The following is a 15,861-nucleotide window of genomic DNA, read 5'->3' as shown; positions in this document are numbered from 1 at the left end:
TCAGAGAATTATCCACCAGTTGTGGATTTTCAGTTTTCAGATTTTGTTGATTGATCAATATCTTCGCATTCATTTCCGGGCAGAGCCGGGGCTACAAATAAACTAATTTTCACATAAAATAAAACATCAATTAATGAAAGTTCTGATTATCATGGGATCCGAGAGTGACAAACCTGTAATGGAAGAATCACAGAAATATCTCCAATACTTTGGCATTGAAGGTGAAATGGTAGTAGCATCCGCCCACCGTAATCCGGAGCAGGTACGTGAGTTGTGTATGACTGCGAAGGAGAAAGGTTTCGGCGTGGTGATTGCGGCAGCTGGTATGGCGGCGCATCTGCCTGGCGTAGTATCTGCGTTCACTTCTTTACCTGTATTGGGTGTACCGTTGGAAGGTGGTTTGCCTGGAGGTATCGACGCGCTGTATTCCATTGTTCAAATGCCGTCAGGCGTTCCTGTAGGCACTTTAGCCGTAGGTAAAGCAGGTGCGCGCAATGCTGCGGTACTGGCTGCGCGTATGTTTGCGTTGACCAACGATGCCATTGCTGCGAAAGTAGAAGCATTCAAACAAAACGGTTACAGAATTTAGTGATTGCTTAACAATACTGCTCTCCAGGTTGTCTTTAAATTCATATATTCGGAGTGAGAATTTTCGAATATTTTCCTGGACTTTAAATCATTGAATCATTGACTGAATCCATTATTAACTTAGACAGTATTAATCCCATTGAGTTTTTCGGTGTTAACAACGGAAAGCTGGATTTGCTGAAGAAAAAATTCCCGCTGTTGAAGATCCTGTCCAGGGGTACCCAGTTAAAATTGAGTGGGGCACCGGAAGAAGTGGCCACAGCGGAGGAAAAAATCAGTCAAATCGTAAAATATCTCGAGCGTAATGGTAATCTGACGGAGAATTACTTTGAGCAGATTCTGGGCGATGAAGAGGGAACGGCAGTGGATCATTTCAGCGACCGTAACCCTAACGAGGTGCTGGTGTTTGGTCCGAATGCCCGTACGGTACGGGCCCGTACAGCCAACCAGAAAAAGATGGTCGCACTGGCGGACAAGAATGACATTGTATTTGCCATTGGACCGGCGGGTACGGGTAAAACCTATACCGCTGTGGCGTTGGCAGTACGTGCATTAAAAAACAAAGCTGTTAAAAAAATCATTCTTACCCGTCCGGCAGTGGAAGCAGGTGAAAGCCTCGGGTTCCTTCCCGGCGATCTGAAAGAAAAAATCGATCCTTATCTGCGGCCATTGTATGATGCGCTGGACGATATGATCCCGGCAGAAAAGCTGAGTTATTATATGACCAATCGCGTCATAGAAATAGCGCCGCTGGCTTATATGCGTGGCCGTACACTGGATAATTCCTTTATTATCCTCGACGAAGCGCAGAATGCCACTGATCTGCAGATCAAAATGTTCCTGACACGTATCGGTGCCTCCGCCAAAGCTATCATTACCGGCGACCTTACCCAGATTGACCTGCCGAAGAACCAGAAATCGGGCCTTGAAAAAGCGACCCGTATCCTGCGTAACATCGATGGTATCGGGTCTGTAGAGCTGGATGAAGAAGACGTGGTGCGTCACCGCCTGGTGAAAGCCATCATCCGCGCCTATGACGCAGATAAAGAGAGAGAAGGATAATTGACAAATTTTTTCATTTAGTTATTTATAAATTGAAAGGTCAATATTGTAGCCTCTTAATTTATAAATGACTAAATGAAAATTTTTTTGAATATTAACGCTTTTTTAACGGTCTTTGCAGTAAGTTACCTGTTTTTTTAAGGGGATAATTCAGTTCGGAAGCCTGTGATTCAGCATTGCGGTGATAGTACTTTGCAGATTTGAATGTTTAACCCTATTTTTGTTCTGATATAATAATTATCGACCGCATGACCAATTATCGTCGAATTCTGACACTGGCAGTGATGGGAATGATGCTGCTGAGCAGCTGTAAGAAACGGGCCACCCCTCAAGAGGTAGCGCTGGCATTTATGCACGCTATACAGGATTCGAACTTCGACCAGGCAAGAGACTACGCCACCAAAGAATCTCAGCAGGTAATACAGATTTACTCAATTTTTGACGGCCGCCGCAGCGATGCGGAAAGAGAAAAAATCCGGAAGGCCAAAATAGAAGTCGTTGGCGTAGAGGAAAACGGCAACAAAGCTTCGGTGACCATTCAGAACTCCTCCGCCAATCAGCAGGAAATCCTGCAGCTGGTAAAGGAAAGTGGTCAATGGAAGATTTCACTGACATTTGAAAGTATCATACCTAACTATATTCCCCCGGCCAGCCAGGGCCTGGACTCCACTACTGTACTAACGCCGGACACTACTACCGGCGGCATGGGAGTTCCTGCTGTTAAATGATTTTTGCCTCTTTCCATGCTTTTTTGGGTAAGAAAGGGATAATTTTTAGCTATTAATCATCAGTTGCCTTAATTTTGCCGATGCATGAATGGGCAGGGGCAATTGATTTCCAAGGGCCAACAAGGGAAGCCACTGACCATATCTTCATGAAAAGTGAGGTGAATACTGTATTCACTTTTCAAACATTAATACAATATTGAACAATAAACCTTAAAAGCAGAAAAGTAGATTATTATGATGACAAATCCCTGGCACAGTGTGAGTCCCGGATCTGAGGTACCACACATTGTAAATGCCATTATCGAGATTCCAAAGGGATGCCGTGCCAAATATGAACTGGACAAAGAAAGCGGTTTGCTGAAGCTGGACCGCGTTTTATATTCCTCTGTATACTATCCTGCCAATTATGGTTTCATTCCACAGTCTTACTGCGATGACCATGATCCACTGGATATCCTGGTACTGTCTCAGGTAGAATGTGTACCGATGTGCATCATTGAAGCCAAAGTGATTGGTGTAATGCAGATGGTAGACGGTGGCGAGGCGGATGATAAAATCATCGCCGTGGCAGCAAACGATATGAGCGTAAACCACATCAATGATATCTCTGAACTGCCGCCTCATTTTATTGACGAAATGAGACACTTCTTCGAAGAGTACAAGAGACTGGAGAAAAAATCTGTAATCGTGGAAGAATTCCAGAACAAGGAAAAAGCGGAACAGATCATTCACCAGAGCTTCGAAGATTACAGGAAGATCTTCAAACAAAGCTAAATAACCTATTTTTTGATTTTCGATTTTTGAATTTTGAGATTTTGTCGGACATCTCCCGAAATCTCAAAATTCAAAAATCGAAAATCAAGGAATTTTAAAAGAATCTTTTGATAATCCGCAGCTGGTGCGTTCTGAGGTGGGTATCAGCATTAATGATACCCTGGTTGTCGATCGGATCTATGCGTACCTTACCGGAAGAGTGGATGATTTCGTGATCATTGAGCAAGAGGCCCACATGGGTAATTCTTCCTTCCGGGTTATCAAAAAAGGCGAGGTCCCCCAGCCTGGCTTCCTGTAGAAAGTCGACCGTGGTACCCTGTGTAGCTTGTTGCGACGCATCGCGGAGTAAAGGTATCCCCGACAGTTTAAATACATTTTGTACAAAACCGGAGCAATCCACCCCAAAGACATTCCTACCGCCCCAGAGATAAGCCGTATTCAGAAATTTCATCGCATCTGCCAGCAGATGTTTCACATTCACCGGCGTTCCTGCTGCAGGCAGTATAGGAGGTTTCTCTAATAAAGTCACCTGTGTATTTCCCCATTTTGCGGAAAGGTTGGTATACCCTTTCAACAAACAACCAAAGGGTACGATCATAGGTTGACCGTTGAGCAGGATTTCATTGTTCCATTCCTGCAGGTAGTGGGTAGCCGGGGCCAGGTATATCTCTTCGGAAACTTCTTCGAGGTGTGACTGGGAAGCCCAGCCGGTATAGCCGTCGTACTGGTTAACCACTTCCACCCATCCGTCGGGGGCTGTGTTGATGATTTCCACCCCTTCGCCCCAAAGCAGCTGGGAAATCATTTCACTTCTGTGTGCGGCGGTTGCCCTGAGGGGTGCTACGGGCACAACAACGATCGCGTATGGCATATTAATTGTATAATTCCGTTTTTTAATCCAATAATCTCGCGTCTGAATGAACTTTTTCCGCTTTTATACGTAAATATAGAGTATTAAGTTTATGCACCAACAGTTAACCAATTTATCAGATAAGGAACTTATATCCCGTGCCCGGAAACAAGACCGGGAAGCAGAAGGTGTACTAATGGACAGGTATAGTCATTTACTGGTGGCCATTACACTACCTTATCTGGATAAAGCCCCAAAGCCAGACCCCAACATCGTATTTCCCACCCTGTTGCAACGGCTCAGCGCCAGTCTTAAAACCCAGACTATTTACAAAGCCAACGAATGGATATTACACATTCAGAAAGGATATTTCAATAATCCTGACAAAAATATCCCCTTCTACCCGTCACGGGATGGCAGGGACCTGTTGCATATTGAGAACAAAGTCGAAAAAGCAGGTACCAATATCATCGACCGTCAGGACCTGGCCGTAAGGCTCGAACAGGCCCTTCAGCGGATGAATGCCGACGACCGTGATCTGATAACGCAGTTCTATATTGATAATAAAAGCTTTGCCGATCTGACCGCTGCCATGGGAATAACACGTGAAAAACTGAGGAACCAGCTGAAAGCAGCCAAGGGGAAACTTGCCAAGCTATATATGAATCAGGGTTATGTTTAGTAGTAAACCAAACAATGAAAAAATTTTAAAGGTATTTTCCGGTATCCGTTGTCTCAGCAAAGATCAGTTACCCCGATATATGGAAGGGCGACTGACAGACATTGAAAAACACCTCGTAGAGCAACATCTTGCCGACTGCGACCTTTGTTTTGACGCCCTTCAGGCGCTGGAACGGGAAGCAGGTAACGAGCAGTACCAGGAATTGACCGGCAAACTCCAGCGTTATATACATGACAGTATACAACCGGTATCCCATGTCCATAAGGTAGCCCAGTACACCAAAAAGGAAAAGACCAAAGAAAGCCTCCTGGTGTATTTCTGGCTGATCGCCTTTCTGGTAATCGGGATAGCGAGCGTATATGTATTGCGCGGTCATCTGCGCAACCAGCCGCCGCCCCCACCCCGTATGCTGTCCGCTGCCCAGCCTCCCGCGAAAGATTCCGCCACTTCCCCTTCCGGAGAAGTGACCAATCAACCTATTGTGACAGCGGAACAACCGGCACCGGCGCCCGGGCATCATACTGCTGCCACGCCTGCCACCACCACGCCGGCTACCAAACCGGCCGCACCGGCCACCACCGCCGGTCAGCCCGCCACGGCCATACCGGTTCCGGTACGCCCTACTGCAGCCGATTCTATCGCCAAAGCGAAAGCCGCCGCGTTGAAAGCGCAGCAGAAAAAACATGCGGCTGACAGCATCCGCAAAGCCCTGGCCCTTCAGAAGCAACAGGATTCCCTGAAAAAAGAAAAGGAAAAGGGCAATGACAGCGACAACAAAAAACCGGAACCGCAGCCTGAACCCAAACAAGAAGTAAAAGAACCGGCGCCGCAGCCCAAAAAAGAGACCCCTCCTGCCGCCGAACCTGTCAATAGCGACGAATACCTCTATAAGGCAGCCATGGTATACCAACAACAAGGCAACCTCGGCGAAGCCATCGACAGATACAAACGAATTGCCGCCAATAGCTCCGGCAAATACGCGGAAATGGCCACCTATCAGCTGGCGATCTGCTACCGCAGCAAAGGGCAGATGGGCAAAGCCCGCCGCCTGTTCCGGGAAGTAATACGGATGGACGGCTCTCTCAAAAACAACGCACAACAAGCGCTGGACAGCATGTAATATTTAGGGATTTTGATATTTAGCTATCTACTGATTTTGATAACTGACTTTGGAATTATCTTAAGTACGCATATTTACAATCCATAATTTCTTAGCTTTATGGATTTTCCGGCTGTCTGCATCTTACAGACAGCATTCTTTTTAGCCTGTGAATAATCCAGCGATACAACAACTAACAGACCAGGAGTTACTGCAACGGTTCAAAACTGATCAAAACAGTGAATGGATAGGTGTGCTTTTTGACCGCTATGCCCTGTTATTACTGGGTATGTGCATGAAATACCTGAAAAATGAAGAAGACGCACGCGACGCCGTGCAACAGATCTTTCTGAAGGTGTTATCTGACGTCAACAAACATGAGATACAGTTTTTTCGCGCCTGGATATACCAGGTGGCCAAAAACTACTGCCTCATGCAGTTACGGCAGCAACACCTGAAATACCGGGAAGAGATTACCGACAAACATGCAGGGGAACTGGCCGCAGATCCCGAAGATCAGCGACAACATCAGGAAAAAGACCTGATGCTCAGCAACATGGAACAGGCCCTGGGTTTTCTGAATCCGGAACAGAAAATCTGTGTGGAACTCTTCTACCTGCAAAAGAAATCTTACCAGGAAATAGCCGACCAAACAGGTTTCAGTCTGTTGCAGGTAAAAAGCTACATCCAGAATGGTAAACGTAATCTCAAATTAATACTGGAAAAACAACAACGCGCAAACAAGCGTTAATTTGCATCAAATAGCGATATGAACGAGCATTTCAATGATATATTTGTCACTACGGGCTGTCCTTCACAACAGCAGCTACTGGACTATGTGCAGGGCAAGCTGTCAGCGGAGGAACAACACGAAGTGGAAATGCACCTGACTGATTGTGAGTTTTGCAGTGAAGCCCTGGAAGGCCTGTCTAATATCAAAGACAAGGAAAAAATTCCCGGATGGATCAGCGAAATGAAGTGGGACCTCCTGAAAAAATTGCGGAAGAAATACCGCACCCGCAGGAAAACAGAAAATTATATACCCCTCGCCGTTATTATCCTCTGTATCATTTTCCTGCTACTGGCGATGTTCTGGGCATACCACTTTTCTCATTGAGCAATTTAGTTATTTAGTTATTTTTTCATTTTGATGTAGTGATTTTGGAATTTCCTGATGTAGTGATTTGGCATACAGCGAATGATATAAGGGAAAAAATACCAAAATCAGGCCATTCAAAAATCCGTAAATCCAATCATTAAATGATTAAATAACTAAATGATTAAATAACTAATGCCTCAATGCAGGGTTTTATTATTCAAAGCTTCCCACTGTTGGAATACGCTCAGTGCATCTTCATCCCGCAGCGCTATCAGCGGGATTTTCTTTTCTTCATGCGGCACTGCGATCTCCCGGTAAATGAAGGAGTCATCGAAATTGATAGCAGCAGCATCTTCCTTGGTATTAGCGTAATACACTTTTGAAGGCCTCGCCCAATAAATAGCGCCCAGGCACATGGGACACGGTTCACAGGATGTATAGATTTCGCAGTCTGTCAGCTGGAAAGTGCCCAGCCTTCTGCAGGCATCGCGGATGGCCATTACTTCCGCATGGGCGGTAGGATCATTTTCGCATAGCACCTGGTTCCATCCCTGCCCCACGATCTCCTCTCCTCTCACAACGATAGACCCGAAAGGGCCACCATCTCCCTGCTCCATTCCCTTGCGGGACAAGGCCACTGCATATTGCATGAATTTCCGTTCTCTTTCCCCTATCATAGCACTACAAATATTGATTCATTCAAATTTACCGAAAAGAAGGCATAAAAAAACCCCGCGAAGAATCGCGGGGTTTATCGTTAACTATGTATCGTCGTATTTAGAATTGCTCTTATTATTTGTTTCTGATGACTACCACGCCGTCGAACACGTCGATCAGCACAGGTTTGGATTTATCAATGTCCCCTGCCAGTATTTTTTTGCTGAGCAGGTTGATGATTTCTTTCTGTATTAATCTTTTCAGTGGCCTTGCTCCAAACTGCGGATCGTAACCCTGTACAGAAAGATACTCCAGTGCATAATCAGAAAATTCCAATATCATGCCATTTTTTGCCACCATGTCCTTCAGTTGTTGTAACTGAATGTTAATTATTCCTTTAATCTCATCTCTCATGAGTGGCTGGAACATGATCACTTCATCCACCCTGTTGAGGAACTCTGGTCGAATGGTGGTCCTCAGCAGTGCCATTACTTCTTCTTTCGTCTTGTCAACTACTTCCTCTCTGTTAGAATCGTTAATGTTTTCAAAATTCTCCTGGATAATATGGCTGCCCATGTTGCTGGTCATGATGATGATGGTGTTTTTGAAATTCACCACGCGGCCTTTGTTGTCGGTGAGACGGCCATCATCGAGTACCTGTAACAGAATGTTAAAAGTGTCCGGGTGCGCTTTTTCGATTTCATCGAGCAGTACCACAGAGTATGGTTTACGGCGCACAGCTTCTGTCAGCTGACCGCCTTCATCGTATCCTACATATCCCGGAGGCGCGCCCACCAGGCGGCTTACGGAATGTTTCTCCTGGTATTCACTCATGTCGATGCGGGTCATCATCTGATCATCATCGAACAGGTATTCGGCCAGTGCTTTGGCCAGCTCGGTTTTACCTACGCCGGTTGTACCCAGGAAGATGAAGGAACCGATAGGTCGGCGCGGGTCCTGCAAACCGGCGCGGCTGCGACGGATAGCGTCGGACACGGCGATGATTGCTTCTTCCTGTCCTACCACGCGGCGGTGTAACTCTTCTTCGAGGTGCAGCAGTTTATCTTTCTCGCTCTGCATCATCTTCGCTACAGGGATACCGGTAGCTTTGGCCACATTTTCCGCGATGTCTTCCGCATCTACTTCCTCTTTAAGAAGACGTTTGTTGTGCGCAGATATTGTACTCAGTTCTTCTGTAAGGTCCTGTACCAGTTTCTCTTGTTCTTTCACTTTACCGTAGCGTATTTCAGCAACCCGACCGAAATCACCGTTACGCTCTGCCTGTTCAGCTTCGAGTTTCAGGTTTTCGATAGCGGATTTAGCGCCCTGGATCTTATCAACCACTTCTTTTTCTGCCTGCCACTTTGCTTTGAACGTATTCCGTTCTTCGCTGAGGCGGGCTATTTCTTCACTCAGCTCCCTGAGTTTATCTTCATCATTTTCTCTTTTAATCGCTTCTTTTTCAATTTCCAGCTGCCGTATCCTTCTTTCCAGTTCATCCAGTTCTTCCGGCATGGAGTTCATTTCCAGGCGCAGTTTAGCTGCACTTTCATCGATCAGGTCGATCGCTTTGTCGGGCAGGAAACGGTCGGTGATATAACGGTGCGACAGTTCCACTGCTGCGATGATCGCTTCGTCTTTGATCAGCACATGGTGATGGCTTTCATATCTTTCTTTCAGGCCACGGAGGATAGAGATAGCGTCTTCCACACTGGGCTCATCCACCAGTACTTTCTGGAAGCGGCGTTCCAATGCCTTATCTTTCTCGAAGTATTTCTGGTATTCGTTGAGCGTAGTGGCGCCGATAGCACGGAGCTCACCGCGGGCGAGCGCTGGCTTCAGGATGTTGGCAGCGTCCATAGCGCCTTCCATGGCGCCGGCGCCGATCAGGGTATGGATCTCATCAATAAAGAGGATGATGTCTCCATCACTGTCGGTCACTTCTTTTACGACTGCTTTCAGCCTTTCTTCAAACTCACCACGGTACTTGGCGCCTGCCATGAGTGCGCCCATGTCGAGGCCATAGATGGTTTTTGATTTCAGGTTCTCCGGCACGTCGCCATTGAGGATACGGTGTGCCAGGCCTTCTACGATAGCGGTTTTACCTACGCCCGGTTCACCTACCAGTATCGGGTTGTTTTTAGATCTGCGGGAGAGGATATGCAGGGTCCTGCGGATTTCCTCATCACGGCCGATCACCGGGTCCAGCTTGCCTTCGCGGGCCAGCTCGTTCAGGTTTTTAGCGTATTTCTGTAAAGTATTGAATTGGGTGCCGCCGCTTTGGGAATTAACGGTTTCGCCCTTACGTAATTCTTTGATGGCTGCTTTGAGGCCTTTCTCGGTGAGACCGGCATCTTTCAGCAGTTTGGAGGTATCATCGCTACCACCGAGGAGGGCCAGCAGCAGATGTTCCACACTTACAAACTCATCTTTAAATTCCTTGATGGTGGCGCCTGCACGCAGTAACGTGTTATTGGCGTCGCGGCTCAGTACCTGTCCGGCTTCGCCGCCCGCGATCTTAGGATATTTCTGCAGCTGCTCATTGAGTTTGGTGTTGAGCAGACTGGTATTTACAGCGTTCTTTTTCAGCAGGTATTCTACCGGGCTGTCGTTATCTTCCAGCAGAGCTTTCAGGATATGCCCTGTTTCGATCGCCTGGTTTTGGTTATTAAATGCCAGTTGCTGTGCCTGTTGCAGTATTTCCTGCGATTTTATAGTGAAGTTATTCAAGTTCATATAGTAATATTTTGCTCCTTTTTTAGTGATTTACAAACGTGCTGTTGTATTAACAAAGCCTGCACCAATGTTGTTTTTCGGAAATTATGACATATTACGTATAAGTTTCCTGCATTTTTAGCAGAAGATAAGCTTATTAACTGCTAAAATTGCATGAAAGACTTGGAATCAACGCCGTATATTAGCGTTTCTCTAATATGTGAGCGATGAAATCTATCAACCTCTATCTCTTCCTGCTGATGGCCCTGACCGGGCCGCTGGCTACTGTGGCCCAGGAACGTGTTTCTAATGATACCGCATATATCTATGCAGACATCCCGGGCTTCCTGCCACCCCTTTACAATAACACAATCAGGCTGCAGCAGGCTATCCGGGAGAGACGAGCAGCTTATCCGGGTAAAACACTGGCCATCGTGTTTACAAAGCCCGGCACCTATTACCTGGATACCACGCTGGTTATCACACCGGAAATGGCTACCGGCAGCGGCGGGATCGTTTTTATGCCTGCCAACCCGGGAGACAGCGTCACCCTCAGTGGTGGCCAACCGGTAAAGGTAAAATGGCGGCGCTGGAAGCGAGGTATCTATAAAGCCTCCCTGGACCTGCCTTACAACTTTGATCAACTGTACATCAATGATATACAACAGGTACGCGCCCGCTATCCCAACTATGACAGCAGCGCACGACATTACAACGGCAGCGCCGCCGACGCCCTCAGCCCGGAGAGGATAAAAACGTGGAAACATCCGCAGGGCGGTTATGTTCACGCTTTACATAGAGGAGAATGGGGCGGTTATCATTACCGCATCACCGGCGTAAACCCGGACTATACCCTTCAACTGGAAGGCGGTTATCAGAACAACCGGCAAATGGGCATGCATGCCACCCATCGTTTTGTGGAGAATATTTTCGAAGAGCTGGATACGGCCCGCGAATGGTTCTATGATCAACCTAATAAAACACTGTATTATAAGCCGGCAGCCGGCACGCGCCTGTCCAAAGCCAGCGTAGTGGTATCCCGGCTGCAGCAGGTGATAGCGCTGAAAGGCAGCGCAGACGATCCGGTACGGAATGTGACCATTGCCCATCTGCGCTTTGCACATACCGCCCCCACGTTTATGGACACACGCGAACCGCTGCTGCGCAGCGACTGGACCATCTATCGCGGCGGCACCCTCCTGCTGGACGGCACCGAGCATTGTACCATCCGGGATTGTGAGTTTGACCATAACGGCGGCAATGCCGTATTTGTGAGCAACTACAACCGTCACGCACGCATCAGCGGATGTCATATTCATGATGCCGGCGGCAGTGGTATCTGTTTTGTGGGTAATCCGGATGCCGTTCGTTCCCCGTTGTTTGAGTATAATGAGTCGCAGCCATTGGTGGCCATCGATACGGTACACGGTCCTAAAACCAGCCACTATCCAGATTCCTGTACAGCCTACAACAACCTGATTTACCGTACCGGCACCATCGAAAAACAAACGGCCGGCATACAGTTATCCATGGCGATGAATATCAGCGTACTGCATAACACCATCTACGATGTGCCACGTGCAGGCATCAACGTGAGTGAAGGTACTTTCGGCGGCCATGACATCGCCTACAATGATGTATTTAACACCGTGCTGGAAACAGGCGATCATGGCGCATTTAACTCCTGGGGGCGGGACCGCTACTGGCATCCTAACCGTCACATCATGGACAGTCTGACGGCCGCTCATCCCGAGCTTATTCTGCTGGACGCCATCTATACCACCCGGCTGCACAACAACCGCTTCCGCTGCGATCATGGCTGGGACATAGATCTGGATGACGGCTCTTCCAATTATTATATCTACAACAATGTGTGCCTCAATGGTGGCCTTAAACTACGCGAAGGCTTCTACAGGACCGTGGAGAACAATGTTATCCTTAACAACTCATTCCACCCGCATGTATGGTTTGAGAACAGCCATGATATCTTCCGGCACAATATCGTTACCAGCGCCTACAAACCCATAGGCATCCATTTCTGGGGCGATGAAGTAGATAACAATCTTTTCCCGGAAAATACAGACCATCCTGTGGAAACCGACAAACATTCCCTTTCCGGCGATGCAGGATTTGTAAATCCGATTGCGGGCGACTACCGGGTGAAATCCGGCTCCCCTGCCCTTCGGATCGTGTTCAACAACTTCCCCATGGATAGTTTTGGCGTAGTGTCCCCAGCGCTGCGGCAGCTGGCGAAAAAAGCGCCATTGCCCGTGCTGGTGCAACAGCGGCTGCTGAGCACTTCTGAAACTACCTGGCTGGGCGCCCGCATCAAAAACATTGAAACGCTGGGAGAACGCTCCGCAGCCGGGTTACCGGATGATAACGGTGTATATATTATGAGCGTGCCGGACAACTTTCCTTACCGGTTACAAGCGGGTGATGTGATCTTAAAAGCAGGAGATACCGTTGTGCAAAAGGTAAGTGATCTTCTGAATACGTATAGCCGTCAGGGAGATAAACCTAAAAAACTGACGATCTTCCGGAATCAAACACAACAAATCATTTTTTGATTTTCGATTTTTTGATTTCAGCATTTTGGGAATTTAAAAGCGAAGACAATAGCGATTTTCATTTCCGCTACCGTCTTCGCTTTTAAATTCCCGACATTCCAACATCAAAAAATCGAAAATCAAAAATCTACATCCATTCTTTTACCAGTGCTTCGTGTTGGCTGATCCATTGTTTCACCGCAGCGTCCTCTCTGCCGTCGGCATCGGCCATGGCATTCATGAGGGAACTTAATTCTTCTGAATTGAGTTTGAATTTGCGGAAGAAATTAACGGCTACCGTATCTTTTACGGTGAATTCGCTGTTAGCGATCGTCATGATCTTTTCCATTTCCCCGAACACTTTTTTAGGATCTTCCAGGAAACGGAGTTTGAAACGAGCAAACATGTGATGCGGCGCCCATCCTGTTACCACCACGGGCTGCTTCTCATCGATGTTTTTCTTCAGCGTGGCCATCATAGCGGCTTCGCTGGAGGATTGCAATTCATAGTCCAGGTCGTATGCGCGGATAGCATCTTCTGCTTTCGTCATGATACCGGCGCCGGCATCGATGCCTACCACTTTACCGCCGAAGGCAGCTTTCTGTTTAGCGAGATCTTCGATGGTGCGGGCACTGACATAGTCAGGTACTACCAGGCCGATTCTGGCACTGTCAAAGTTGGTATTGAGTACGGTGACCTTATCACCGAATGTTTCCATGTATGTTTTATGCGTAACGGGCATCCAGGTGTCCATGAACACGTCAGCATCGCCACCGGCTACAGCTGCGAAGATGGGCGCCACATCCGCATTTTTCAGCGTAACGGTATACCCTTGTTGTTCGAGGAGCACTTTAGCCAGATGGGTCATGGCTACCCCTTCCGCCCAGTTGACATAACCGATGGTAATTTTCTTACCGCTTTTTTTATCGCCCTGCTGGCAGGCTGCGAAGGTTAACGTTACCGCTGCCAGCGCGAGGAGGAGAATCTTTTTCATACGTCTGTTTATTTAGCGTTTTTCTTTAGTTTCTTTTTACCGAATGACTGTGTAATACGGTCGAGGATAATGGCCAGTATCACCACAGCGATACCACCTTCGAAGCCCAGTCCTATTTTGAGCTGGGTAATCCCTTTCAATACAATTTCCCCGAGGCCGCCGGCGGCAATCATTGCGGATACCACCACCATGGAAAGCGACATCATGATCGTCTGGTTAACACCTGCCAGAATAGTCGGCAGTGCCAACGGCAGTTCTACTTTAAAGAGCAATTGCCGCGGCGTAGCGCCAAAAGAGCGGGTAGCTTCCACGATGTCATCGGGCACCTGACTGATACCCAGCGTGGTCAGCCTTACGGCAGGCGGCATAGCAAAGATAATGGTCGCAAAGACACCAGGCACTTTACCCAGTCCAAAGAAAAGTACGGCAGGGATAAGGTATACGAAGGCCGGCATGGTCTGCATGAAATCGAGCAGCGGGCGCATGATGCGACCGGCCGTTTTGCTTCTTGCTGCCCATATCCCCAGCGGAATACCGATTATTAATGCAATAAAGGCAGACACCAATATCAGGGAGAGTGTTTCCATGGTAGGCGCCCAATAGCCCATCGCATAGATCAGGGACAGGCCCAGTGCGGTCACCACACCGATGCCCCATCCGGCTCTTCTCCAGGCGAGAAGCGCTACCAGTGCGATCACCACGTAAAAGGGCAGGAAGGTGAATAACCCCACCACCCCATCTACCATGGTTTCCACGCCCGCTTTCACCATCTTGAAGAAGGGATTGAAATTGTGCGTGAGCCAATTGATAAATTGTTCAATATATTTTCCGATTCTAATCATACAAAATTCGTTTATGCTTGCGGGATAGACTGGCTACCCGTGGTTTCAATTATCAGGGAGGTCTGGGATATCAGTCCCAGCAGCTTATTATTGGCGGGGTTAACCACAGCCACCGGTTTATCTGTTTCCGCAATGAAGGGCAACATTTGTTCTACGGTGGTATCCGGATGTGCTACGGGCACATCGCGATGGATGACTGCTTCGATGGTTTTATCGCCGCGTTGTTTTACTTCGAGCACTTCGTGGAGGTACACAAAGCCGAGGAAGTGTTTATCTACCGTCACGGCCGGTAGTATTTTAAGGCCGGTGGCCCTCATTTTACGAAGGCTGCCTTCGGGACCGTCTTTCCGGAACACCGCCACGGTGGGTTTGGTGTCCATCAGGGAAGAAGCGGTGATGATCGCTTTGCGGTCTACTTTTTCCACGAAGGAGCTCACGTATTCATTGGCCGGTGTGGTAAGAATTTCTTCCGGGGTACCGATCTGGATGACTTCTCCGTCTTTCATGATAGCGATACGGTCGCCCAGACGGATAGCCTCATCAAGGTCGTGGGTAATGAACACAATGGTTTTGTGCATTTTCTCCTGGAGGTCCAGCAGTTCATCCTGCATTTGTGTGCGGATGAGTGGGTCCAGCGCCGAGAAGGCTTCGTCCATCAGCAGCACTTCCGGCTCGTTGGCCAGTGCGCGGGCCAGGCCTACGCGTTGCTGCATACCGCCGGACAATTCTGCGGGCATCATATTTTCATAGCCTTTGAGGCCAACCAGTTCGATCACATTACGTGCTTTCTCTCCTCTTTCCGCGGGTGGCAAGCCTTGCAGCTCGAGGCCGAATGCTACATTCTCCAATACAGAGCGATGCGGCAGCAGGCCGAACTTCTGGAACACCATGGCTATTTCCTTGCGACGTACCTTTTGCAGGTCCGCTTCAGCGAGCGCCGTGATATCCACGTTGTTGAGCAGCACCTTGCCCGCACTGGGTTCTATGAGGCGGTTAAGACAGCGCAGGAGGCTGGATTTACCACTGCCGGAGAGACCCATGATCACAAAAAACTCTCCCTTTTCGATGTCGAAGGAAGCGTTTTTTACGCCTACAGTGGCACCGGTATGTTCCAGTATTTCCGCCTTTGATTTGCCCTGTTGGAGCATCTGCAGCGCTTCTTGCTGTTCACGACCGAAGATCAGCGTAAGGTTTTCTATTTTTAGTTTAGGCATCATCATGA

The 15,861-nt window shown here is 48.0% G+C and carries 15 protein-coding genes; 9 read left to right on the top strand and 6 right to left on the bottom strand.

The features are described 5' to 3' along the window. The first annotated feature begins 133 nt into the window (after positions 1 to 133). From purE to ICL55_RS22480, 4 genes are all read left to right on the top strand, one after another. Entirely contained in the window at positions 134 to 589 is a 456-nt protein-coding gene (gene purE / locus ICL55_RS22495) for a 5-(carboxyamino)imidazole ribonucleotide mutase (protein ID WP_188101579.1), read from the top strand. Between the two features lie 98 nt (positions 590 to 687). Continuing rightward, positions 688 to 1,650, top strand: a complete 963-nt coding sequence (locus ICL55_RS22490; RefSeq protein WP_168868971.1) for a PhoH family protein — start codon at positions 688 to 690, stop codon at positions 1,648 to 1,650. A 248-nt stretch (positions 1,651 to 1,898) separates the two neighbouring features. Next, complete coding sequence (locus ICL55_RS22485; RefSeq protein WP_188101577.1) at positions 1,899 to 2,378, top strand: DUF4878 domain-containing protein; 480 nt, start codon at positions 1,899 to 1,901, stop codon at positions 2,376 to 2,378. Positions 2,379 to 2,612: 234 nt separating this feature from the next. Beyond that, entirely contained in the window at positions 2,613 to 3,152 is a 540-nt protein-coding gene (locus ICL55_RS22480; RefSeq protein ID WP_223151550.1) for an inorganic diphosphatase, read from the top strand. Positions 3,153 to 3,246: 94 nt separating this feature from the next. On the opposite strand, the gene ICL55_RS22475 is transcribed toward ICL55_RS22480, so the two are convergent. Beyond that, positions 3,247 to 4,023, bottom strand: coding sequence for a C40 family peptidase (locus tag ICL55_RS22475; RefSeq protein WP_223151549.1), 777 nt, complete (start codon positions 4,021 to 4,023; stop codon positions 3,247 to 3,249). 91 nt (positions 4,024 to 4,114) lie between these two features. On the opposite strand from ICL55_RS22475, the gene ICL55_RS22470 reads away from it, so the two are divergent. From ICL55_RS22470 to ICL55_RS22455, 4 genes are all read left to right on the top strand, one after another. Beyond that, entirely contained in the window at positions 4,115 to 4,684 is a 570-nt protein-coding gene (locus ICL55_RS22470) for an RNA polymerase sigma factor (RefSeq protein WP_188101574.1), read from the top strand. After that, positions 4,677 to 5,804: a zf-HC2 domain-containing protein gene (locus ICL55_RS22465; protein WP_281392587.1), complete on the top strand. Its 1,128-nt coding sequence runs from the start codon at positions 4,677 to 4,679 to the stop codon at positions 5,802 to 5,804. Before ICL55_RS22470 ends, ICL55_RS22465 begins: the two co-directional genes overlap by 8 nt. A 148-nt stretch (positions 5,805 to 5,952) precedes the next feature. Further along, positions 5,953 to 6,534, top strand: coding sequence for a sigma-70 family RNA polymerase sigma factor (locus ICL55_RS22460; RefSeq protein ID WP_188101572.1), 582 nt, complete (start codon positions 5,953 to 5,955; stop codon positions 6,532 to 6,534). Positions 6,535 to 6,552: 18 nt separating this feature from the next. Next, on the top strand, positions 6,553 to 6,900 hold the full coding sequence (locus ICL55_RS22455; RefSeq protein WP_188101570.1) for an anti-sigma factor family protein: 348 nt from the start codon (positions 6,553 to 6,555) through the stop codon (positions 6,898 to 6,900). Between the two features lie 179 nt (positions 6,901 to 7,079). On the opposite strand, the gene ICL55_RS22450 is transcribed toward ICL55_RS22455, so the two are convergent. After that, positions 7,080 to 7,559 carry a nucleoside deaminase gene (locus tag ICL55_RS22450; protein WP_188101568.1) on the bottom strand — a complete coding sequence of 160 codons (480 nt, stop codon included), beginning with the start codon at positions 7,557 to 7,559 and terminating at the stop codon, positions 7,080 to 7,082. Between the two features lie 115 nt (positions 7,560 to 7,674). Beyond that, on the bottom strand, positions 7,675 to 10,275 hold the full coding sequence (gene clpB / locus ICL55_RS22445) for an ATP-dependent chaperone ClpB (RefSeq protein ID WP_188101566.1): 2,601 nt from the start codon (positions 10,273 to 10,275) through the stop codon (positions 7,675 to 7,677). Positions 10,276 to 10,481: 206 nt separating this feature from the next. Here clpB and ICL55_RS22440 point away from each other — a divergent pair, with 206 nt between their 5' ends. Then, positions 10,482 to 12,824, top strand: coding sequence for a PDZ domain-containing protein (locus tag ICL55_RS22440; RefSeq protein WP_223151548.1), 2,343 nt, complete (start codon positions 10,482 to 10,484; stop codon positions 12,822 to 12,824). A 127-nt stretch (positions 12,825 to 12,951) separates the two neighbouring features. On the opposite strand, the gene ICL55_RS22435 is transcribed toward ICL55_RS22440, so the two are convergent. From ICL55_RS22435 to ICL55_RS22425, 3 genes are read right to left on the bottom strand one after another with little or no spacing between them, the layout of a single operon-like run. After that, positions 12,952 to 13,797: a glycine betaine ABC transporter substrate-binding protein gene (locus tag ICL55_RS22435; RefSeq protein WP_188101564.1), complete on the bottom strand. Its 846-nt coding sequence runs from the start codon at positions 13,795 to 13,797 to the stop codon at positions 12,952 to 12,954. 8 nt (positions 13,798 to 13,805) lie between these two features. Further along, the gene (locus ICL55_RS22430; protein ID WP_188101562.1) at positions 13,806 to 14,639 is read right to left on the bottom strand and encodes an ABC transporter permease; all 834 of its coding nucleotides are present in this window, start codon (positions 14,637 to 14,639) and stop codon (positions 13,806 to 13,808) included. An 11-nt stretch (positions 14,640 to 14,650) separates the two neighbouring features. Next, positions 14,651 to 15,853, bottom strand: coding sequence for a quaternary amine ABC transporter ATP-binding protein (locus tag ICL55_RS22425; RefSeq protein ID WP_188101560.1), 1,203 nt, complete (start codon positions 15,851 to 15,853; stop codon positions 14,651 to 14,653). Positions 15,854 to 15,861 lie beyond the last annotated feature (8 nt).

Origin of the sequence: Chitinophaga varians (genome assembly GCF_014529945.1) — a bacterium.
Lineage (GTDB): Bacteria > Bacteroidota > Bacteroidia > Chitinophagales > Chitinophagaceae > Chitinophaga > Chitinophaga varians.
This window is presented reverse-complemented; position numbering and strand designations above follow the sequence as displayed.